Source organism: Pseudoclavibacter sp. RFBI5 (assembly GCF_002931395.1).
Taxonomy (GTDB): Bacteria; Actinomycetota; Actinomycetes; order Actinomycetales; family Microbacteriaceae; genus Pseudoclavibacter.
The window spans coordinates 23734-44388 of record NZ_PSYA01000003.1 but is presented as its reverse complement, the minus strand read 5'-3'; the positions used below and the strand labels follow the sequence as shown (position 1 = coordinate 44388).

Sequence of the window (20655 nt, the reverse complement as noted above, 5' to 3'; positions counted from 1 at the left end):
CCCAGTGCTCGGAGGTGTCCGCGCACTGGGCAACGCATTCGAGGACTAGTTGTTGCGCCTGGACTTCGCGCTGATGATCGGCATCTGCCCCGTGCCGATCTTGCGGTACTCGGTCGTCGGGTTGCCCGCCTCATCGGTCCCGTAGTAGGCGCCGTAGGCGCCGTACGAGCCGTAGGCGTAGGAGTCAGGGCCCTTGGTCGGAACCTTCGTGACGACGATTCCCGAGACCTCGGAGCCGATGCCCTCGAGCTGGGCGACCGCACCGGCGAGCGCCGAACGCGGGGTCTGCCCGCTCGCGACGACGAGGAGCGTGCCGTGGGCGAGCTCGCTCAGCACCGCACCATCGGTGACGAGGAGCAGCGGGGGCGCATCGATGATGACGTAGTCGTGCTCGGCGAGCAGCTGGTCGTGGACCTGCTGCATCGTGTGCGAGCCGAGCAGCTCGCTCGGGTTCGGGGGGATGCGTCCGGCGGGGAGCACGTAGAGGCGACCACGGCCCCAGCGCTGCAGGACGTCCTTGGGCTCTGCGCGGCCGCTCAGGAGGTCGGTCAGACCAACCGAGCCGTCGACGCCCATGGTGGTCGCGACCTTCGGCTTGCGGAGGTCGCCATCGACCAGGACGACCTTGGCGCCCTGCTCGGCGAGCGCGATCGCGATGTTCGCGGACGTGGTGCTCTTGCCCTCCGAGGGGAGCGAGCTCGTCACGACGAAGCTGTGGCGAGTGTTCTCGATGTCCATGAAGCGCAGGTTCGTGCGCAGAGCACGGTAGGACTCGGCCTTCGGGCTCTTCGGCTCCTCGTGCACGATGAGCGGCCGCTTGCCGGCATCCGGGTCGAACGTGATCGTGCCGATGATCGGACGGTCAGTGATCTGCGCGATGTCGTGAGTGCTCCGGACCTTCGTGTCGACGAACTGGCGGAGGAAGGCGATTCCCAGACCGACCAGGAGCCCGATCAGGGCGCCGAATCCGACGTTCATGGGCACTCGAGGGCTGACGGCGGTTCCCGAGGGCTGAGCCGACTGCACAGGTTCGATCTTCACGAGGCTGGGCGACGCGCCGTCCGGCTTCTCCAGCTCGTTGACGATCACATCGATGAAGTTCGTGGCCACGGAGTTCGCGATGGACGCGGCCTGGACCGGGTCCTCGTCAGTGACCGCGATCTCGATGACAACCGTGTTGAGCTCGTTGGTCGCCGTGATCTTGGAGGCGAGTTCCGCCGGCGTCATGTTGAGGCCGAGCTCCGCGATGACCCGTGAGGTCACGATCTCCTTGTTGACGACTGTCGTGTACGACTGCACTGCCTGCCGGGCGAACGAGGTTCCCTGGTTCAGCTCCTGGACAACAGCACCGTCAGAGGAGCGCACCGAGACGTAGAGTTCCGCCGTCGAGGAGTACTTCGGTGTCTGCAGCAGCGAGACGCCAGCACCGCCAGCGACCCCCGCAAGCGTGCAGATCAAGATGATGATCCAGTTTTTGTGCAGGATTCGCAGGTAGTCGCGCAGTTCCATAAAGGTCCGTCCGTGTGTCTCTTGCGCTCGTGCCGCTGCCGCTTTCGCGGCTGGCACGAAACGGGTGGCTCGCGGTTCGGAGCGCAGGGGGTATCTCAGGCAAGCTGGGGCGAGCCCGGCCTCATACTACTGGTGTGATGTTATTGGGCTGTAAATTCGTGAAATGTGATCAATCAGTCGCAGAGTGACCACACTTCGGTGCCGAGCGACGATCAGCCGCCGATCTCCACCGGAAGGCCGGCGTCGACCGCGTTCGCGATGAGCTGGTGGCCGGCGTCGTCCGGGTGCAGGCCGTCGAGCTCGAAGTACTGGAACTCGTCCTCGAAGAGGTGACCGACATCCAGGTACTGGCCGCCGACGGAAGTGACGTCAGCCTCGATGAGCTCGCTCGTGAGCGCCAGCTGGGCGGGGTACGCCGTGCTGACCCAGAACGGCGAGACCGCGAGGATGCGGGCATCCGGCAGACCGGCACGGAGATCGGTGAAGACCGACTCGACGCCGAGCTCCTGGTCGAGCTCCGACATGTTCAGACCGCCGGAGACGATGACCACGTCCGGCTCGGCCGCGATCGCCTCTTCGACCTGGAGCGCGTAGGAGTTCCACTCCTCGAGGCCCTGGCCGTAGCTCGCGCCGCTCACGCCGAGGTTCAGCTCTTCCCAGCCGTTGGCTGAAGCCAGCAGGGTCGTCCAGCGCAGCGACGGGTCGCTCGCGCCGACACCCTCGGTGTAGGAATCGCCGATGAACGCGACGGTCAGGCCGGTGCCCGCAGGGGTCGCGGATGGCGCCGAAGCGGATGGACCACCAGCGGAGCTCGTCACCGAACCGGCGTCTTCTGAGCTGGAGATCGTAAGAATAGGTTCTGCGCCAGCCCCCGCGGGGGCCTCACGTGGCATGAACGCCAAAGCCACCAACGCGACCGCAGCGAGAGCCACGACCACGAGCAGTGTCAGCTGGGGCCAACGACGCGCACTCTGGTTGCGTGTTTTCATTTCCATGTGATCGTACCGGCCCAGCGGCCAAGCTGATACTCCCCTGGGAACTTTCGATTGCCCCGACACGCTCAAATCCCCGGGATTTAGCCCCGGAATTGGTCCGAACTTTGTCTCGATTCGCCATGTTCCGGCCCAGAAAACCGGGAAGTGTAGCGTCGAGACACGGCGAGACGGGGAATTCATGGCAGCACACGACGCGGCGAGACAGCCCGCGGCGACCCTCCCCCGCCACCGCGAACGGTGGATCGACATCATCCGCGGCGCCGCCATCCTGCTCGTCATCGCCAACCACGCCATCGACGTGCCCATGCACATCGCAGACGTCACCCCGGGCACCGTCATCGACGACCTCACCCTGTACTTCGCGCCCTTCCGCATGACCTCGCTCATGCTGCTGTCTGGACTTCTCCTCCCCCTCGCCCTCGCCAAACCGCGTGGTCGCTACTACGCCGGCAAGCTCCGCACCCTCGCCTGGCCCTACGTGGTGTGGCTCGTCATCTTCTGGATCGCCACCGAGAACGCGACCGAGTGGATGCGCCCGGACGGCTGGATCACCCGCAGCTGGCTCTGGTTCATCCTCTGCCTGTTCCTCGCCTACCTCGCCGCGCCGCTGCTCACCCGGATCCCTGGCCCCTGGTTCGCCTCCGTGCCGGTGACCCTCTGGCTGCTGAGCATCGCCGCGCCGGACGGCACCCTCTTCGACCTCGCCTACTACGGCGGCTTCTTCTTCGCCGGCTACCTCATCGCCGAGAACCGGCACCGGCTGCGCCGCTTCGACACGACGCCGACGATGCTCGCGCTCCTCGCCGGCAGCTCGATCTTCGCGGTGCTCCTCGTGCTCCAGGAGCACGGCCTGGCCCTCGGCGGCGCGGAGACACCGGCAACCGACGACAAGGGCGCCATCGAGCGCTTCGACCTGATCTGGGTTCCCGTCGTGCTCGCCGGGATCGCGGGCACCATGCTGCTCGCGAGACGCGTCCGCGGAGCGCTCGACGGCGCGCGCCAGTCCGCGCTGTCCCGCGCGCTGCAGTATGTCGGCCGCAACTCGATCGTCTTCTACCTCGTCCACTACCCGCTGCAGATCGTGGTCGTGAAGCTGCTCGATTCCTGGGGCGTCACCGCACAGCCCATGATGATGACCGCGTGCATCCTGGCCGCACTTGCCGTAGCGTTCGCCGCTGTCGCACTCCGCCGCCGCAGCCGCGTCGTGGATGCGCTCTTCGTCTTCCCGAGACGAGAGCAGCTGAGCCCGGCACGTGCACGGTGACCCCCGCCCGCGCCCCGTCTGAAAGCCCGATGACCACACCAGCCCACGCACTCGCACCCACCGAGCGGCCGTCGCCTCGAGGCCCATCGCGCCAGGCGACCCCGCCCGCCTCGGGCCGCGAGCACTGGATGGACCTCGTGCGCGGTGCCGCGATCCTGCTGGTCGTCACCTTCCACGCCAGCGCGATCCCCATCTTCCTCATCGACGTCGCGCCGACGAGCCTCATCAGCGACCTCAACACGTTCTTCGCCCCCTACCGCATGAGCACGCTGCTGCTGCTCTCCGGCATGCTGCTCGGCCGCTCCCTCGCGAAGACCGGCCCCGCGTACTTCGCGGGCAAGCTGCGCACGCTGCTCTGGCCCTACCTCGTCTGGGGCACGGTCTACTGGCTCGTCACCATGCAGGACGGCTGGACGCAGCCCAGCAGCTGGATAGCTCTCAGCTGGCTGTGGTTCATCTTCTACCTGGCGATCTACTACCTGGTCGCTCCCCTGCTCACGCGCATCCGCGGCCCCTGGTTCGCGGTCGTCCCGCTCGGACTCTGGGCGCTCAGCGCGATCCTCTCCACCCGCGGAATCGTCCCCCTCGTCCCGCTCGGAGACCTGGCCTACTACGGTGGTTTCTTCTTCGCCGGCCACCTCATCGCGCAGTACCGCGGCCAGCTCGCGCGCTTCGAGCGGTGGCCGGTGATCATCGCCTGCACGCTGACCGCCGTCGGCTTCGGGGCCCTGCTCATCGGCCAGACCCACGGCACCTACTTCGGCCTCGACCAAGCACTCCGCCTGGTCTCCGACACCAGCTCGACCGCGCCAAGTGACGGATCCCTCACCGCCGCAACGCGCCTCATCGACCGCTACGAGCTCGTGTGGATCCCCGTCGTGCTCGCCGGCGTCGCCGCCATCATCATGATCACGCGGCGCCTCACCGGCGCGACGCGCGGCCGCGACGGCGAGAGCGCCCGCTGGCTGCAGTACATCGGCCGGAACTCGGTGGTCTTCTACGTGGTCCACTACCCAGCGCAGATCATGATCACCTCGTGGGTCGGCGACTGGGGCCTGCTCGACCCCACCTGGATGCTGATCATCAACACGGTCGTCGCGATCGGCCTCAGCTGTCTGTTCTGCTGGCTGCGGCGGTGGCCGGCAGGTGACGCCGCATTCGTCTTCCCCAAGCTGCGGACGAGCGGACGCCCCGCTACGCCTTGAGCGGGGCCCCGTTGTGCACGAAACCCGCCCAGGCGGACGTCACCATGTCGTCGAGCGTGTACTGCGCGGTCCAGCCGAGCTCGTTCGTGATCCGGGATGCATCGGCCACCAGCAGCGCAGGATCGCCGGGCCGACGCGGAGCCACCTCGGGCTCGAACGACAGGCCGCTCGCGCGGCGCACCGCATCCACCACCTCGAACACCGAGTAACCCTCACCGCGACCAACGTTGTACTCGGCAGACACCGGCGTCCCCGACGCGATGGCGTCGAGCACCGCCAGGTGCGCGTCCGCCAGGTCGACGACGTGCACGTAGTCGCGCACGCACGTGCCATCCGGAGTCGGGTAGTCGTCGCCGAACACCAGCGGCGCCTTGTCCTCCGCGAGCTTCTCGAAGATCATCGGCACGAGGTTGAGGGCGAAGCGGTCGGCCAGCTCATCGCTGCCAGCACCGGCCACGTTGAAGTAGCGCAGCGAGACGGCACTGATGCCCGCCGCCTTCGCCGCCGCCTGCACGAGCCACTCGCCGGCGAGCTTCGTCTGTCCGTACGGGTTGATGGGGTTCTTCACGTCAGACTCGCGGATCGGCTCGTCCGAGCCCGTGCCGAGTCCGTACACCGCCGCCGATGACGAGAACACGAGGCTCTTCACGTTGGCCCGCTGCATCGCCTCGAGCACGTTCGCGAGGCCACCCATGTTCTGCTGGTAGTACCACGCGGGCCTCGCGACCGACTCCCCCACCTGCTTCTTCGCGGCGAAGTGCACGACGCTCGTCACCTCGAGCGCCTGCATGATGTCGGCCAGTGCGTCCGCCGCACCCGTCGTCGAGATGTCGAAGTCGAAGTGCGGCGTGGCACCGACCTTCTCGGCCGTTCCCGTCGTGAGGTCGTCGATGACAACCACCTTGTCTCCGCGAGCCTCGAGGGCCGCGAGCACGTGAGCGCCGATGTAGCCGGCACCGCCGGTGATGAGCACAGTCATGGAGAATCCCCTCAGAGGTGCGCCAACGACGCGCTCCTGCGCGTCGTTGCCGATGTCGTCGAGCCCACCGAAGTGCACCCTCCGACATTCTGGCAGTTCTCGGAGCCGCCCGGGCCGACCGTGGTCGATCTCCCTGATCGCGCGCCTAAACGAAGCGAAACGATCATGGGAACGGACTCAGCCCTGCCGGGCTTTCATGCGCGGGTTCTTCTTGTTGATGACGAAGACGCGGCCGCGACGCCGTACGATCTGCGCACCAGGGACCTTCTTGAGCGCCTTGAGCGAGTTGCGAACTTTCACGAGGACCTTTCTTTTTGAGAATCTTTCTCATTAGACTAGCCCCATGACCTCCGATCGACCAAGCGCCCAGACCGTCACCAGCTCGCTCGGCCTGACACTCGTCAGCGGGCTCGAGACATCGGGCCGACAGCTCGTCACCGCGCTCATGTGCGGAGAACCGAGCGGACCGACACCCGTCACGGAGTTCGGCGACGAGCAGACGAACGCCCTGGAACTCGGCGTCGACATCGCCGACGACCTCCTCCGGCAAGCCGCGGACGGACGCAGGGGCAACATCATCGTCGAGCTCTCCTCGGACGCCGAGACGCAGAGCGTCGGCCTGGCCATAGACCACGTCATCGCCGAGGCACGCAGCCACCCCTCCGCGCCGGACACCGCCGACGTCACCGTCGGGGCCAGAGAGTTCATCACCGTCGCGAGCATCGGCGACATCCGACGCCTCCTCTTCCAAGAAGGCACGCCGCTACCCGAGGATGCCAACACCTCCGCCACGCTCGCCGAGCAGCTCGAGTTCGCCACCATCGTCGTGCTCACCGGAGCCGACGCACACCCCTCAGGCCTCATCAGCGAGACCTGCACGCTCATCCAGCAGCTCAACCCGACGGCGGTGATCACCACCCCGGCCGCGGCCTCGGATCTCGGCAGGCACCTCAGACCGATCCGACCAGGGCTCGCACACCAGCTCGCCTCGACCGCCGGATGGATGCTGCGCCTCGACGACCGCATGCACTTCCCGCCAGCCCGCGGCCACATCGACTGCACCGTCTTCACCGAGCCACGACCGTTCCACCCGGAGCGCCTCGCCGCCGGTCTCGCGAACCTCACCCCCGAGCAGGTCGGGCTCATCACCAGATCACGCGGCCACTTCCGCCTCGCCAACAGGACAGATCACGTCGGCGACTGGTCGAGCACGGGAGGCAACATCCAGCTCGGGGCATCCGGCGTCACGAGCGCTGATCCCGAAGCGCCCCTCGGCACCTCGATCGCCGTCTTCGGGCGCCAGCTCCGCACCGACGCCATCGCCAGCCTGCTCCACGAGTGCGCCCTCACCGACGAGGAGCTCATCGCGGGCCCCAGTGCCTGGTGCGACTACGCCGACCCGTTCCCCGGGTGGGAATGACCGGCTGAGGAGACGAGCCCGCCCCACCCTCCGTGGCCGCCCTCAGCGCGCGGAGAGCGGGAGGTGGATCTCGAACGTCGTGCCGCTGCCGACCGTGCTGGACGCCTCGAGGCGCCCACGGTGCGCCTTCACGATCGCGAGCGTGATGTTCAGGCCGAGACCCACACCGGGGACCGCCTGCTTCGTGGCCGTCGTCGCGCGGAAGAACTTCGTGAAGAGGCGGTGCATCTCCTCCTCGGGAATGCCCATGCCGGTGTCCGAGACGTAGACCACGACCTCGTTGCCGTCACGCCGCACCCCGACACGGACGACGCCGCCCTCCGGAGTGAACTTCACCGCGTTCGAGATCAGATTGTCGATCGCCTGCCCGAGCCGCATCGCGTCCCCGGAGAGGACGACGTCCTCGCCGCCGGCCTCGCCGACCAACTCGACCGACGCCTGCGCGGCAGTCGGCAGGGCCGTCTCCAGGGAAAGCCGCACGACCTCCCCCAGACGCACCGGCGAGAACTCCATCGGCACCTTCCCGGCATCGACCTGCGCGACGAAGAGCAGGTCGCCGACCAGCGACAGCAGGCGGTTCGCATTGCGCTCCGCGACGTCCAGGTAGTGGCGCTGCTCGTCGTTCAGCGGGCCGCTCTCCTCATCGCGGGCGAGCTCGAGGTAACCGAGGATCGAGCTCAGCGGCGTGCGCAGCTCGTGCGAGATGGTGCCCACGAACTCGTCCTTGAGCCGAGACGCCTCGTTGACCGGCGTCATGTCGTAGGCGATGAAGATGTGGCCGACCGTCTCACCATCCGGCGTCTTGCGAGGAGCACACGTCATGAGCGCCGGCATGGGTTCGTCCTCGGCGCGCACGAGCTCGACCAGCGTGCCGGCCTGCTCGTTGCATCCCGCGGTCTCGACCAGACGCCGCAGCAGACGGTTTCCGTCCTCGTCGTCATCGCCCTCGCCGCGGATCGCGGACGCGGAGTCCTCCGAGAGGAAGTCCGTCACATTTCGTTTGCCGACGACAGCAGAGGACGACGGACCGAGGAGGTTGCGCGCCCCTGGCCCCCACGCCACGATCGTCCCGTCGAGCTCCGTCACGATGGCGATCTCGTGGACCGCCGCGTTCCAGACGCTGAGGTTGAAGGCCTCCGAGGCGCGCAGCTCACGGGTGGCCACCTCTCGCGCCTTCTCGCTCGCCTGCACCTCCAGCAGGCGTCGCTCGCGCTCCTCGGCATAGAGCCTGGCGCTCTCCACCTGCACCCTGGCACGGTGGGACATCTCGTTGATGACGCTCGCGATGACCGCGAACACCAGCGGCGTGAAGACGATCCGCAGGATCTGCGGATCATTCCACGGCGCCGTCCCCATGAGGTAGGGAAGCGCGAGCGTCACCAGCAGCGTGCCGATGGCACACCAGATCGCCCGACGCCCGGGCTCGGTCGCGATGAAGATCAGCGGCAGGAGGACGAGGGACGTGAACATCGACAGCGCCCCACCGGTTCCCACGCGGAAGAGGCCAAGGGCGAGCATGGAAGCCATGGGGAGGATCAGCCGCGTGCACGGCGGCGCTGTGTCCCACGGAACCAGGAAGGCAGCTCCCGCGAGGGCGACGACGATCACCACCCCCGTCCACGCCGGAACGGGCTCCGTGATCAGGGCCCCGGGAACGAGGAGGATGGCCCCGAGCGCTATCAGCAGGCCGAGCACCGACGCGAGCTGACGGATGGCGGGCGACGTCGTGTCGACCGTGAACTGGCCGAACGGACTCTTCACCGAGACACTCATGACTGGACCTCTCTGAGCCTCGCGACGAGGCTGGCCAGCGAGAAGGGCTTCGTCAGATAGTCATCCGCCCCCGCCGCCTCACCAGCCTCCTGCGCCACGACATTGGCATTGGCCGACACGATGATCGCGTGCGCCCGAACGTCGCCCTCCTGGGCGCGCACACGCGCCAGCACCTCGAGCCCCGACAGCCCAGGCATTGAGACGTCCAGGAGCAGCAGATCCGGCACCGACTCGAGGGCGGCCCGCAGCGCGCTCACCCCATCGCCGTACGAGCCCACGATCTCGAAGCCGGCCCGCCGCGCGGCAGTCTCGAGCAGGAAGCGGATGTCGTCGTCGTCATCCGCGATCACCACCCTCGCCGCCATCAGGTGCGCCTCGCACGCAGACGCGCGACAAGCCCCTTGACCTGCTTGCCCGTGAACGGCTTCGGGAGCACATCGTCCGAGCTCGGGTAGTCGGTCTCGTCGAGCACCGAGGAGATGACGATCGCCACCTCGGGAACCAGCTCGCAGATCCTCTCCCGCACCTCCCAGCCGCTCCCGACCCCCAGCAGCAGGTCGATCACCGCCACATCCGGAACTTCCACGCGGATGCTCGCGAGGGCCTCGTCGAGCGTTGCCGCCGACTTCGCGGCGCACCCCGCCTTCCGGAACTGCGTGCGCAGCAGCTCGCGCTGGTCCGCATTGTCGTCCACGATCAGCACCCGCAACTGGTCAGCGCTCACAGGAAGAACACCTCTCTCACGACGACCAGCACTGCGACGCCGACCAACGCCAGCGTCGCCTGCAGGTACAGGCGGTTCTCCGCTCTGGCGTCCCGCTTGATCTCCTCCGTCAGACGGCGTTCACCCAACTCGCTCATGCCAGCACGGCTCCGCTCTTCTCCGTCTTGTCCCACGTCATCGCGGCGCCGCGCGCCTCCTTGATGTAAGAGTCGAACGTCACCGCGCACAGGATGGGTCCATAGCCGATGAGGTAGACGAGGAACGGATTCACCACCCGGCCGAACTTCGTCGAGTCGATGAGCTTCATGCCCCACGCCGCGACCATGCACAGCGAGATCCAAGCGAAGATCGCCAGGTTCCACGCGTCGTATCCACCGTCGGTGAGCGTCAACCCGAACATCGCCGGGATACGCCGCTCGAACAGCCCGGGGAAGAAGGCCGCCAGCAGCACGATCATCGAGATCAGCCCGGGGAACAGCAGCACCTCACGCCACGCCACCCTGCCCACCTTCGGATCGAGCTGCGCCGCGAACAGCATGATGTACACGTATGCGCAGCCCACGATGATCCAGAGCGCGCGGAAGACGAGCATGGCAAGCGGCGAATCCATCAGGTACAACCCGATGAGGCCCACCGACGAGAGCAGCATCAGCACCGGCAGCAGGAACACGCTGAACCAGAAGAGGCCGAACGAGATCGTGCCGAGCTTGTGCTCCTTCGACGGGCGGAACCAGAGGTGGCTGTACCGCTTCGTCAGCTGCACGTTGCCCCTGGCCCAGCGAAGCCGCTGCTTCCAGAGATCCCCGACGTGACGCGGCTCCTCGGCCAGCACGACAGCGTGCGGCTCGAACACCACCTTGCGCCCCGAGAGCTGCGTCTCGAACGTGGTGACCGTGTCCTCCGCCAGCGAGCTCGTGTCGATCTGCCCGCCGATGGCAAGCAGGTTCTCGCGCGAATGCAGCTGCGCACCTCCAGCGAGGCAGGCCAGAGCTCCGAGCACATTCTGCGCACGCCGGCTGCCGACCTGCGACAGGACGTACTCGAACGCGATGAACCGCGTCAGGTAGTTCTTGCGCAGGCTGCCCTCGCTGATGTACGCCGTGACCGACCCCACCTCGGGGTCGGCGAGATGCCTCGTCATCTTCCGCATCGAATCCGGAAGGTAGATGACGTCGGCGTCCATGATGAGCAGCGCCTCCATCCAGTCCTCGCTGAGCACGCGACGGAGCCCGTGGTTCAAGGTGTGCGCCTTGCCCTCCCCGCCCTTCTCGCGACGAAGGTGGAAGACCCGGCCCGGGTACCGACCGGCACGCTCGAGGACGACGTCAGGGGTGTCGTCCGTCGACGCGTCGTCGACGACGTACACCCTGAGCCGCTCCGGCGGGTACTCCAGGGCCATGAGCCGGTCGATGGACCCGCCGATCACCGCCCCCTCGTTCCACGCCGGGACGACGACGGCCACGTTCGGCAGGTACGGCGCAGCCTTCTCGTAGTGGTTGAAACGAGCGTGCAGCGGCACGATGAGGAACTGGTAGGCCATCGTGAAGGCCGGTATAGCGCCGATGGCGACGAACACGACGAAGATCGTCGCCAGCACCGCACCGCCGATATCGAGCCAGGCGTCGGCGCTCACGCGAGCCCCCCGGCGTCCGACGAACCGAACGCGGGCACCTCCGCCAGCAGCTCGCGAACCCGGGCATAGACGCCGACGTCGGCCGCACGGTGGCTATCCGTCGAGGCGACCAGCGTCGCCCCCTCCGAGAGAGCAGCCTCGATCGCCCGCGAACTCGGGCATACCCACTTCTCGTTCACCTCGATGGAGGTTCCCGTCTCACGAGCGGCAGACGCCCACGCCGAGAGGTGCTCCGCAGAGAGCTGAGACTCTTCGATGCCCACCTTGGGAAGGATCGAGAAGGGATGCGCCAGCTGCGCACCGCCACCGGCCGTCCGCATCGCGCCGATCGTCGCCCCGATCAGCAGATCGAGTGCATCCTCGACCGCAAGACCAGCCGCCAGACGCTCCCGCGTCTCACGCGGCGACCACGGGCCATCCGGACCAGGGAACTGATGATCGGCGATGACGATGCCATCCACCCCTCCGGCCCCCACCCGCAAGTCGCTCGGCACGTCGAGCGTGCCCCGCGCATCCATGATCTTCGCCTCGACGCCGATCACCAGCTCGACCCCGGTGGTGCGCCTCGCCGCGACGACCGCAGCCACGAAGTCCGGCACCCAGGCCGTGCTGCCGCGCACGTGATCGGTCGCCCGCATCGTCACCAGGCCGCACTGTTCGGCGGCACGGACGTTCGCCGAGATGGGACTCTCCGCGTCGTCCGAGAAATCGGAATGGACATGCCAGTCGCCGAGCAGCAGCGCTTCGAGACCGGGACCCGCCTTCGTGTCAGTCACGAGCGAGAACTTCGTCAAAGGGCAGGAACACATCCTCGAGGAAGCGGACATTCGCGACCTCACGGAACTCGACGCGCGACGGAACCGGCCGTTCGAGCGCGATATCCACTGCGAGCGACGGCATATCGACACCGGCCGCGATCGTCAACGGCATGGCGCCAGAGAACCTCGGGTTGATCTCCAGCAGCGCGGGGCGACCATCGGTGCTGTACCGCAGCTGCACGTTCGCCACCCCCACGAGCCCAGCCGCACGGGCGCAGGCGGCGGCCGTCTCCTCGAGCTCAGCGCGGTGCACCGTCCTGCCCGCGACCGCCACGCCGGAATCGACGCGAGCACGCAGACGGGGAACCGCCGCGATCGCCTCGCCGTCGGCACCCATCACGACGTCCACGGAGAACTCGTCGCCCGGGAGGTTCTCCTGAATGAGCAGCGCAGCATCCCGCGTCTTCGCCTCGAGCTCCTCCCGCGAATGCACGAGGTGCACGCCGCGAGAGCCCGCACCGCTGCGGGGCTTCACGATGACCGGGAACACCCAGTCGCGCGCGATGCCCTCGTCGTCGAGCAGAGCCGTGGCCGGCACCAGTGCGTGCGGCTCGCACGCCTGCACCAGCAGCCACTTGTCGAGGCACGTCGCGAGCGCCTCCGCGGAGGGCGCGGCGAGCACCGCGCCGAGCTCCGCGCGTCGCGCCGCGAGCGGCGGGAGCTCCACGTCGACGGTCGACACGAGCACATCGATGCCGTCTGCGGCGACCAGGTCGATCAGCGCATCGCAGAAGCCTTCGGAGAGGCCAGGAGGAACGAGCCTCCGGTGCGCCTCATCCACGAGGTACAGGCCACTCGCCCAGCCGTCCATATCGGCGGCGAACACCTCGAGGTCGTCTCGACCGAGGAGAGAGCGGATGACCGCCACCCCAGCCGGCCCGCCGGCACCCGTGACCAGGACTCGAAATCTCATGCGCGGTTCTTCTTCTCAGTCTCAGTCGTGCCCAGATTATGCACCGTCGCGAACTCACCGTCGCCGCGCTCCGCAGTGATGCTACTCGCATCCCGGATCACCTCGAGCGGCTCGCTGTACGTGCCAGTGCCGAAGCGCGACCAATACCGTGCGGCGGAGAGCACGAAGTCCGGCGCCAGGTAGTCGCGGATGTCGGCCTGCGACGCGAATTGCGCAAGCAGACCGAGCTTCATATCCGTGAATCCGTCGACCGTCACGAACCGCGTCGGACGGAAGTCGATCGTGGACGACGGGCTCTGATAACAGGCCACACTCGCCACCCTGCGACTCGCGACGAGCGTCGCCTCGTGCACGGCACGGTGGTCTTGATGCCGGTCATTCCGAGAATGCGTGTAGACGATCGTCGGGTCGGTCTCCGCGATCACCCGCTCGATGATGCCCACCGTCGGGTCATTGTTCGGAATGGCGGTATCCGTGAGGTCCTCGAGGAAGAGACGAGCACCGAGCGACTCCGCAGAGGCAAGCGACTCGTGCTGCCGATCCGCAGCGTCACCGCCGCGGCCGCCGCGAGACAACGTCAGGATCACGATCGAATCTCCGGCTGCCGCGTGCGCCGCCAGCGTGCCGCCGACGCCGATCTCCACGTCGTCCGGATGCGCGCCGATCGCGAGGACCCGACGGCGCGGGCTGCGCGCCCGCTTGACCCTCGCCGCCTCGACGAGACGCTGCACCGTGCTCACCAGCACCGCCCCAGGGATGGGCTTCTGCAGGAACTCGTCGGCGCGATCGCGCAGGGCGCGAACCGCGTACTCGACGGAGGCGTGTGCCGTCATGACGACGACGGGCAGATCTGGCTTGATCTCGCGCAGACTCCCGAGAACCTCGAGTCCGTTCGCCCCCGGCAGCTCGACATCGGTGAGCACCAGGTCGGGGTTGAAGTCATTCACGTGCATCAGCACCGCAACCGCGTCCCGAAGCACGCGGACCTCGCACCCGAGGCGCCTCCGGAGCACCGTCTCCAGGAACTCGGCGACGTCGCCATCGTCTTCGATGATGAGAATGCGGTACGAAGCCTCTGGCATAGTCGCCAACAGTAATCGGAAAAGCAACCAGCGGCACCCGCTTCCGGCGATTCTCGAATGCGAGCGAAATACCCGGAGAATGCGAAAAAGGAATGCCTATGAACTTGCCGCCTTTCCGACGGTGCGGCAGCTCAACGACGACCGCTACGCGGCGACCGCATCCTGCGATGCCGACGGCTCCTCTCCCCCCGGAGGAATGCGACACCACGACTCCGCGATAAGACCGATCACAAGCAGAGCCGCCGCCCCGGCAAGCGAGAGGACCGCGTGCCAGATGGGCTCCTCAGGCGGCACCGTGCGAGTCACCGCGAACGCCAGGACGCCGAGCGCCGCACCGGCCAGCAGCGACGACGCGAGGCTCGCCGCCCGCGCGAACGCGAGAACCCGGAACGCGTACTGCGGATCGACACGCCTCCCCTTCACCTCACGTTGTGGCCCCCTGGTGCCATGTTCTTGACGCGCGCCGTCGTTCGACGACCGGTCTCGCTCGAGCCCGGGGGCCCGCCGCCGAGACTCGGCGTCGCGACGCTCACGCCACAGACGGCGCGTGTACGCGCGGATCGGCCACGCGAGCCACAGCAGCAGCCCCGCGAGAACAGCAAGCGTCAGCGGCATGGTCAGCGGGGGCGCCACGACGGCGCGCCCTGAGGTCACGAGCCACGTCTCCACACACCAGGCCAGGACACCGCCGATGACGCCGAGCCCGACGAGCAGGCCCGGCCTCGTTCTGCTCGCCAGGTTCACTGAGCGATCCGCTCGACGCGATCCTCCGCCGCGGCCCGCAGCTCAGCGACGCTGCCGTGAGGGGCGAGCTGCGCGCGCGGATCGACCTCCAGCCACGGAGCGAGCACGAACGCGCGCTGGTGCGCCCGCGGATGCGGCAGCACCAGCTCGCCGCTGCTGACCTCGCCAGCCACCTGGATGAGGTCGAGATCCAGCGTCCGGCTCCCCCACCGCGTCTCGCGGGTGCGTCCATGCGCATCCTCGATCGCATGCAGCGCCTGCAGAAGCTCCGTCGACGGCAGCTCGGTGTCGACGAGCACCACCGCGTTGCAGTACGCGGGCGCCTCCTCGCTGACCCCCTCGAGGGTGAGCGCCGGGGTCTCGTAGAGGCTCGAGGCCGCGACGAGCTTCGTGCCAGGCAGCTCGGTGATGCTCCGCAGCGCCGACCTCAGCGTCGCCTCCCGGTCGCCGAGGTTCGCGCCGAGCGCGATCACGGCCTGACGGACCCGACGGGCCCGCTCAGCGGGTGCGACGTTCGGAGCGCCCCCGGAGCCGATCACGATCGCCGCGTCCGACGCCGTTCGCGCCGCCGCCACTGCCGCCGCCTCACGGGCGTGGAAGTCGTCCTCCGCGCTCGCCGACACCGCGTGGGCCGCCGACGACTCGAGATGATCGCCCCGCAGCGTCGGCCGGTGACGGAGGATGCTCACCGCCACGTCCTCGAAGTCCAGCGCGACCGGCGCCTGCGGCTTGTGCACCGTGATGCGCACGGCCACGGCATCGTCGAAGCCGAACGTCGCCGACGCGAGACGCTCCGCGAGCGTCTCGATGAGATCGACCGGCTCGCCCGTCACGATCGCGTGCAGCGCGTGCATCCACTCCCCGTAGTGCAGGGTGTCGCCGATGTGGTCGCTCGACGAAGCCGCCGCCGCATCGACCCACGCCTCCGCGTCGACATAGAAATCCTGACCATCGCGGCGCTCGTGATCGAAGACACCGTGATGCCCGCGCGCATGCATGCGCGTGATGAGGATGCGGTCGAGCTCAGGCTCGGGCGCGCCGGGGCGAAGAGCCGCCACCGCACCAGGCGCCAGATCGGCGCCGCCGCCACTCGCATCCGCGACCCGTTCGCGCGTGAACGCGTGCTCGTGCGCCTGCCCGCCGGCCGCGACCGCCTGGGCCGCCCGCACCTCCGCACCGCGCCGCCGATCGAGGTCCGGCTCGTGCCCGCTCATGTGGTCAGTCATCCTGTGCTCCTTCACGCCAGGAGGCGACGACATCCAACGCCACCCGGTTCGCCTCGACATTGTGGACACGCACGCCCCAGATGCCCGCCTTCGCCGCCAGCGCCGTGATGACCGCCGTCGGCAGGTCACGCTCCGTCACCTGCGCGTCCGAGCGCAGCATCTCGCCCGTGAAGCGCTTCCGGGAGGCGCCCACGAGCAGCGGGTGCCCGAGCGCCACGAACTGCTCGAGCTCGCGCAGCACCGCCCAGTTGTCATCCCTGCGCTTCGCGAACCCGAGGCCCGGATCCAGGACGATCTGAGACTCGTCGAGCCCCGCCGCGACGGCGCGGTCTCGCGCACCGGCCAGCTCGGCCAGGATCTCCGCCGCCGGGTCGCGGTAGTCGGCGAGCTCGTTCATGCGCACCGAATGGCCGCGCCAGTGGCTCAGGATGAACGGGCTCCGGCTCTCGGCGACCACCTCGAGCATCGCCGGATCGGCCAGCCCACCGGACACGTCGTTGACGTACTCAGCACCAAGTGCGAGCGCAGCCGCGGCCGTCTTCGCGTACATCGTGTCGATGCTCACCAGCACACCGAGCGCCGCCAGCTCCTTGACGACCGGCAGTACGCGGGCCGCCTCCTCCTCCTGCGGCACCCGCACCGCGCCCGGCCGCGTCGACTCGCCGCCGACGTCGATGATGTCTGCGCCCTGGTCGACGAGCTCCCGAGCGCGCCGCATGGCCCGCTTCGTGCGGCGCTTCTCGCTGAACAGGTCCTCGAACCTGCCGCCGTCGCTGAACGAATCAGGCGTGATGTTCAGGATGCCCAGGATGCGCGGACGCTTCGGGATAGCCGGCTGCAGCAGGTTCGTGAAGCGCTGCGGCAGGGCGAACGGCCTCGTGTTCGTCGTCACCGGGCCAGTGTCGTCGGCCTCATCCACCGAGCTGGCGACCGCGGCTGAGCCAGCGGCTTCGGTCTCGGCTTCGGTCGGCGTCTCCGCGGCCGGAAGACCCGCACCCGACTGCGCCTCCGCGGCCGAGGCCGACGCCTCGAACGCCAGCGCCTGCTCGGACCCCGAGGCCTCCTGCTCGACGAACAGCGGCGCGTCGTCCTCGCCCGCCGTCGAGCGAGAGCGGCGCACCGGATCGAACCGCGCACCGCGCAGCACCTGCCCCTGCACCGCGACTGGCTGATCGGATCCGGCAGCGCCCTCGGGAACCTCGGGCGCCGAGGTGACCTGCGCCTGGGACTGCGAGCCGATCAGCCCCATGATCTCCGCCCGGGCCACCGGGTCCGACAGCTCCCCGCGCGCCGACACCGTCACCACGGTGCCGGCCTGCTGGCGGGAGCCACGAAGCCCCGCGCAGGCGTGACTCGCCTCGATCACCGCGAGGGCACCACGCGCATCCAGCGCCGACATCATGACGTCGACGAGCTCGTCGCCGAGCCGCTCCTGCAGCGTCGGGCGTGCGGAGAGCGTCTCGAGCATGCGGTGCAGACGGCCGAACCCCACGATCGACGCAGACGGCACATACGCGAGGTGCACACGCCCCGAGAACGGCAGCAGATGATGCTCGCATACCGACCGGAACGCGAGGTCGCGCAGCACGACAGGCTGCGACACTCCCCCGGTCACAGCCACCCCAGCATCCTCTTCGAACGGCGACTCGATCTCCGCCACCGGGAACCTCGCACTCGCGAGCGGCCCGCGCGCATCCACACCGACACCGCCGAACAGCTCGAGCGCCGCCTCAGCCACACGGACCGGCGTGCGCTCGAGCCCCGGGCGATCAGGATCTTCACCGATCGCCGACAGGAACTCTCGGACAGCCGCCTGAGCACGCACCAGGTCGATGCGCCCCACCGACCCCGAATCGATGTCGTTCATCTGCAAGTCCTCACTCCGCGTGGCCCGCGGCGCGGGTCTGGTTCCATCCTCCCGCGAATCGAACCCCGCGCGCACCCCCGGCCTCGCCGCGCGCGTCACACTCAGCGGTCCCTGTGCGAGGCGCCGCCAGATTGACAAGACCCGGTGGATCTCGAGAGGGTCGATGGACCGACGAGCAGAGGAGTCACCATGACCGGCGACCGGCCCGGCTTCCGGAGCTTCGCATCCACCCCACTCGCCATCGCGCTGTGGGTCGCCACCGTCGGCGCGACCGCGCTCTTCCTCGCGCTCGGATGGAACCTGCTGCAGATGGCCATCCTCATCGTGCCCCTCGCGGCCGTCAGCGTCGCCGTCACCGTCTCCGCCCTCAAGAAGACGAGAGGTGGCACCGGCTGAACCTCGACCCGCGCAGCGCGTGAGACCCGCCCGCTGACGAGGAATGCAGGCTCCCAGATCTGGGAGCCTGCATTCTTCTCGCGTGACGTACGCTCACCGTGCGGCGTGGCGCGGGGCCTAGAAGCCGAGCTCGGCTCCGCCATCCTGCGCATGCTCGATCGGGTCCATCTGGTCGACCGGGATGTGCGGCTTGAGCGGCACCGGCGGCAGCGCGCTCACGGGACGGTCGGGGCTCGACAGCCACTGCGGGCGCTCCGGGAGCTTCCGAACGGGCTTGAAGATCTCGTCGAGGCGGATGTGGTCGAGCGTCTCCTTCTCGAGCAGCTCCGCCGCCAGCTGGTCGAGAATGTCGCGGTTGTCGTTGATGACCTTCCACGCCTCGTCATGGGCCTGCTCGATGAGCAGGCGCACCTCGCGGTCGACGGTCTCCGCAACCGACTCCGAGTAGTTGCGCCCGGCTCCCGCCTGCTGGCCGTACACCGTCTCGGCCGACGACTCTCCGAGCTTCACCGAGCCGACGGATGCGGTCATGCCGTACTCCGTGACCATCTTGCGCGCCGTCTTCGTGGCCTTCTCGATGTCGTTCGACGCGCCCGTCGTGGGGTCGTGGAAGACGATCTCCTCCGCAACGCGTCCGCCCATCGCGTACGACAGCTGGTCGAGGAGCTCGTTGCGGGTGACCGAGTACTTGTCTTCCAGTGGGAGCACCATCGTGTAGCCGAGCGCGCGACCACGCGGGAGGATCGTGATCTTCGTCACCGGGTCGGTGTGGCGCATCGCCGCGGCAGCAAGCGCGTGCCCACCCTCGTGGTACGCCGTGATGAGGCGCTCCTGGTCGTTCATGACGCGGCTGCGACGCTGCGGGCCGGCGATGACACGGTCGACCGCCTCATCCAGCGCCTCGTTGTCGATGATCTGCGCGTTGGAGCGAGCCGTGAGCAGGGCCGCCTCGTTCAGCACGTTGGCGAGGTCTGCACCCGTGAAGCCGGGCGTCTTTCGGGCGATGACACGGAGGTCGACGTCCTGCGAGAGCGGCTTGCCCTTGGCATGCACGCCGAGGATGCGGGCGCGTCCGTCGAGGTCGGGGGCGTCCACGCCGATCTGCCGGTCGAAGCGACCAGGACGGAGCAGGGCCGGGTCGAGCACATCGGGGCGGTTCGTCGCGGCGATGAGGATGACGTTCGTCGACCCATCGAAGCCGTCCATCTCCACGAGGAGCTGGTTCAGCGTCTGCTCTCGCTCATCGTTGCCGCCGCCGATCCCCACACCACGGTGGCGTCCGACCGCGTCGATCTCGTCGACGAAGATGATGGCGGGCGAGTTCTGCTTCGCCTGCTCGAAGAGGTCACGGACTCGGCTCGCGCCGACACCCACGAACATCTCGACGAAGTCCGAACCGGAGATCGAGTAGAACGGCACGCCAGCCTCACCGGCGACCGCACGGGCCAGCAGCGTCTTGCCCGTTCCCGGAGGGCCGTACAGCAGCACGCCCTTCGGGATGCGAGCGCCCACAGCCTGGAACTTGGCCGGCTCCTTGAGGAACTCCTTGATCTCCTGCAGCTCCTCCAGCGCCTCGTTCGCGCCAGCGACGTCGTCGAACGTGACCTGCGGGCTCTCCTTCGAGACCAGCTTCGCCTTCGACTTGCCGAACTGCATGACCCCACGACCGCCGCCGCCACCGAGGCCGCCCGCGAAGAGGATCCAGATGAAGAAGCCGATGAGCAGCAGCGGGAACAGGATGCTCACCGCCGAGAGCAGCCAGCTCGGCTGAGGCACGTCGTCGTCGTAGCCGCCAGCGGGAGCAGCCGAGTCGACCGCCGACACGACATCGTCGGCGCGCGCATCCACGAAGTAGAACTGCACGTTCTGGCCGTACTCGGGGTCGGCCTGCGCGAGCTCCATGTCGACGCGGTTGTCGCCGTTCACGATGACGACCTTGTCGGCCTTCTTCTCCTGAAGAAGCTGAAGGCCCTGCTGCGTCGTCACCTCGCGGGTGCCGCTGCCGTTGATGAGACTGAAGCCCAGGCCGATGACCAGCACGGCGAGCACCACGATGAAGATCGGGCTCTTGAAAATCTTGGTAACTTGCTTCATAAGTCGAGACTCG

20 protein-coding genes are annotated in these 20655 nt (G+C 68.2%); 4 read left to right on the top strand and 16 right to left on the bottom strand.

The annotated features are described in order from the left end of the window. Window positions 1-45 precede the first annotated feature (45 nt). Together C5E06_RS02165 and C5E06_RS19135 are read right to left on the bottom strand one after the other, a co-directional pair. The gene (locus C5E06_RS02165) at window positions 46-1509 is read right to left on the bottom strand and encodes a polysaccharide biosynthesis tyrosine autokinase (protein ID WP_104240285.1); all 1464 of its coding nucleotides are present in this window, start codon (window positions 1507-1509) and stop codon (window positions 46-48) included. A 212-nt stretch (window positions 1510-1721) separates the two neighbouring features. Next, complete coding sequence (locus C5E06_RS19135; protein WP_181057711.1) at window positions 1722-2327, bottom strand: SGNH/GDSL hydrolase family protein; 606 nt, start codon at window positions 2325-2327, stop codon at window positions 1722-1724. 355 nt (window positions 2328-2682) lie between these two features. On the opposite strand from C5E06_RS19135, the gene C5E06_RS02155 reads away from it, so the two are divergent. After that, on the top strand, window positions 2683-3768 hold the full coding sequence (locus C5E06_RS02155) for an acyltransferase (protein WP_104305862.1): 1086 nt from the start codon (window positions 2683-2685) through the stop codon (window positions 3766-3768). Between the two features lie 29 nt (window positions 3769-3797). Then, entirely contained in the window at window positions 3798-4973 is a 1176-nt protein-coding gene (locus C5E06_RS02150) for an acyltransferase (protein ID WP_104305861.1), read from the top strand. Here C5E06_RS02150 and galE read toward each other — a convergent pair. Together galE and ykgO are read right to left on the bottom strand one after the other, a co-directional pair. Further along, window positions 4963-5952, bottom strand: a complete 990-nt coding sequence (galE, locus tag C5E06_RS02145; protein ID WP_104305933.1) for a UDP-glucose 4-epimerase GalE — start codon at window positions 5950-5952, stop codon at window positions 4963-4965. The two genes, C5E06_RS02150 and galE, sit on opposite strands and share 11 nt — an antisense overlap. Window positions 5953-6129: 177 nt before the next feature. Next, complete coding sequence (gene ykgO, locus C5E06_RS02140) at window positions 6130-6252, bottom strand: type B 50S ribosomal protein L36 (protein ID WP_104240281.1); 123 nt, start codon at window positions 6250-6252, stop codon at window positions 6130-6132. 43 nt (window positions 6253-6295) lie between these two features. Here ykgO and C5E06_RS02135 point away from each other — a divergent pair, with 43 nt between their 5' ends. Beyond that, entirely contained in the window at window positions 6296-7372 is a 1077-nt protein-coding gene (locus tag C5E06_RS02135) for a GTP-binding protein (protein WP_104305860.1), read from the top strand. Between the two features lie 42 nt (window positions 7373-7414). Here C5E06_RS02135 and C5E06_RS02130 read toward each other — a convergent pair whose 3' ends face one another. The 11 genes from C5E06_RS02130 to folP form a co-directional block, all read right to left on the bottom strand. Then, window positions 7415-9145 (bottom strand): cell wall metabolism sensor histidine kinase WalK, encoded by a 1731-nt coding sequence (locus C5E06_RS02130; protein ID WP_104305859.1) that lies wholly within the window; start codon window positions 9143-9145, stop codon window positions 7415-7417. Then, on the bottom strand, window positions 9142-9495 hold the full coding sequence (locus tag C5E06_RS02125) for a response regulator transcription factor (RefSeq protein ID WP_181062863.1): 354 nt from the start codon (window positions 9493-9495) through the stop codon (window positions 9142-9144). The genes C5E06_RS02130 and C5E06_RS02125 overlap by 4 nt, the downstream gene beginning before the upstream one ends. Before the next feature lie 14 nt (window positions 9496-9509). Beyond that, window positions 9510-9869 (bottom strand): response regulator, encoded by a 360-nt coding sequence (locus tag C5E06_RS02120; RefSeq protein ID WP_104305858.1) that lies wholly within the window; start codon window positions 9867-9869, stop codon window positions 9510-9512. Beyond that, complete coding sequence (locus C5E06_RS19130; protein ID WP_160071101.1) at window positions 9866-10006, bottom strand: hypothetical protein; 141 nt, start codon at window positions 10004-10006, stop codon at window positions 9866-9868. Before C5E06_RS19130 ends, C5E06_RS02120 begins: the two co-directional genes overlap by 4 nt. Beyond that, complete coding sequence (locus C5E06_RS02115) at window positions 10003-11502, bottom strand: glycosyltransferase family 2 protein (protein ID WP_258067463.1); 1500 nt, start codon at window positions 11500-11502, stop codon at window positions 10003-10005. The genes C5E06_RS19130 and C5E06_RS02115 overlap by 4 nt, the downstream gene beginning before the upstream one ends. After that, entirely contained in the window at window positions 11499-12278 is a 780-nt protein-coding gene (locus C5E06_RS02110; RefSeq protein ID WP_104305931.1) for a PHP domain-containing protein, read from the bottom strand. The genes C5E06_RS02115 and C5E06_RS02110 overlap by 4 nt, the downstream gene beginning before the upstream one ends. Beyond that, on the bottom strand, window positions 12271-13233 hold the full coding sequence (locus C5E06_RS02105) for an ATP-grasp domain-containing protein (protein ID WP_104240276.1): 963 nt from the start codon (window positions 13231-13233) through the stop codon (window positions 12271-12273). Before C5E06_RS02105 ends, C5E06_RS02110 begins: the two co-directional genes overlap by 8 nt. Continuing rightward, a complete protein-coding gene (locus C5E06_RS02100) occupies window positions 13230-14315 on the bottom strand; it encodes a response regulator (protein ID WP_181059684.1) in 1086 nt (361 codons plus the stop codon). Before C5E06_RS02100 ends, C5E06_RS02105 begins: the two co-directional genes overlap by 4 nt. A gap of 144 nt (window positions 14316-14459) precedes the next feature. Continuing rightward, window positions 14460-15059: a DUF3180 family protein gene (locus tag C5E06_RS02095; RefSeq protein ID WP_104305857.1), complete on the bottom strand. Its 600-nt coding sequence runs from the start codon at window positions 15057-15059 to the stop codon at window positions 14460-14462. Then, window positions 15056-16285: a 2-amino-4-hydroxy-6-hydroxymethyldihydropteridine diphosphokinase gene (gene folK, locus C5E06_RS19535; RefSeq protein ID WP_181062861.1), complete on the bottom strand. Its 1230-nt coding sequence runs from the start codon at window positions 16283-16285 to the stop codon at window positions 15056-15058. Before folK ends, C5E06_RS02095 begins: the two co-directional genes overlap by 4 nt. Then, window positions 16278-18152 carry a dihydropteroate synthase gene (folP, locus tag C5E06_RS02085; RefSeq protein ID WP_104305855.1) on the bottom strand — a complete coding sequence of 625 codons (1875 nt, stop codon included), beginning with the start codon at window positions 18150-18152 and terminating at the stop codon, window positions 16278-16280. Before folP ends, folK begins: the two co-directional genes overlap by 8 nt. A 189-nt stretch (window positions 18153-18341) precedes the next feature. Between folP and C5E06_RS02080 the strand changes: the two genes are divergently transcribed. Continuing rightward, a complete protein-coding gene (locus C5E06_RS02080) occupies window positions 18342-18548 on the top strand; it encodes a hypothetical protein (RefSeq protein WP_104305854.1) in 207 nt (68 codons plus the stop codon). Window positions 18549-18665: 117 nt separating this feature from the next. Here C5E06_RS02080 and ftsH read toward each other — a convergent pair whose 3' ends face one another. Further along, complete coding sequence (gene ftsH, locus C5E06_RS02075; RefSeq protein WP_104240270.1) at window positions 18666-20642, bottom strand: ATP-dependent zinc metalloprotease FtsH; 1977 nt, start codon at window positions 20640-20642, stop codon at window positions 18666-18668. Window positions 20643-20655: the final 13 nt, after the last annotated feature.

What these genes read in the sequence shown, in the direction of transcription:
- ftsH (WP_104240270.1), bottom strand. Translation starts at nt 20,642, where the DNA reads ATGAAGCAAGTTACCAAGATTTTCAAGAGCCCGATCTTCATCGTGGTG.
- C5E06_RS02130 (WP_104305859.1), bottom strand. Translation starts at nt 9,145, where the DNA reads ATGAGTGTCTCGGTGAAGAGTCCGTTCGGCCAGTTCACGGTCGACACG.
- C5E06_RS02080 (WP_104305854.1), top strand. Translation starts at nt 18,342, where the DNA reads ATGACCGGCGACCGGCCCGGCTTCCGGAGCTTCGCATCCACCCCACTC.
- C5E06_RS02165 (WP_104240285.1), bottom strand. Translation starts at nt 1,509, where the DNA reads ATGGAACTGCGCGACTACCTGCGAATCCTGCACAAAAACTGGATCATC.
- C5E06_RS02155 (WP_104305862.1), top strand. Translation starts at nt 2,683, where the DNA reads ATGGCAGCACACGACGCGGCGAGACAGCCCGCGGCGACCCTCCCCCGC.
- galE (WP_104305933.1), bottom strand. Translation starts at nt 5,952, where the DNA reads ATGACTGTGCTCATCACCGGCGGTGCCGGCTACATCGGCGCTCACGTG.
- folK (WP_181062861.1), bottom strand. Translation starts at nt 16,285, where the DNA reads ATGACTGACCACATGAGCGGGCACGAGCCGGACCTCGATCGGCGGCGC.
- folP (WP_104305855.1), bottom strand. Translation starts at nt 18,152, where the DNA reads ATGAACGACATCGATTCGGGGTCGGTGGGGCGCATCGACCTGGTGCGT.
- C5E06_RS19130 (WP_160071101.1), bottom strand. Translation starts at nt 10,006, where the DNA reads ATGAGCGAGTTGGGTGAACGCCGTCTGACGGAGGAGATCAAGCGGGAC.
- C5E06_RS02135 (WP_104305860.1), top strand. Translation starts at nt 6,296, where the DNA reads ATGACCTCCGATCGACCAAGCGCCCAGACCGTCACCAGCTCGCTCGGC.
- C5E06_RS02100 (WP_181059684.1), bottom strand. Translation starts at nt 14,315, where the DNA reads ATGCCAGAGGCTTCGTACCGCATTCTCATCATCGAAGACGATGGCGAC.
- C5E06_RS02105 (WP_104240276.1), bottom strand. Translation starts at nt 13,233, where the DNA reads ATGAGATTTCGAGTCCTGGTCACGGGTGCCGGCGGGCCGGCTGGGGTG.
- C5E06_RS02150 (WP_104305861.1), top strand. Translation starts at nt 3,798, where the DNA reads ATGACCACACCAGCCCACGCACTCGCACCCACCGAGCGGCCGTCGCCT.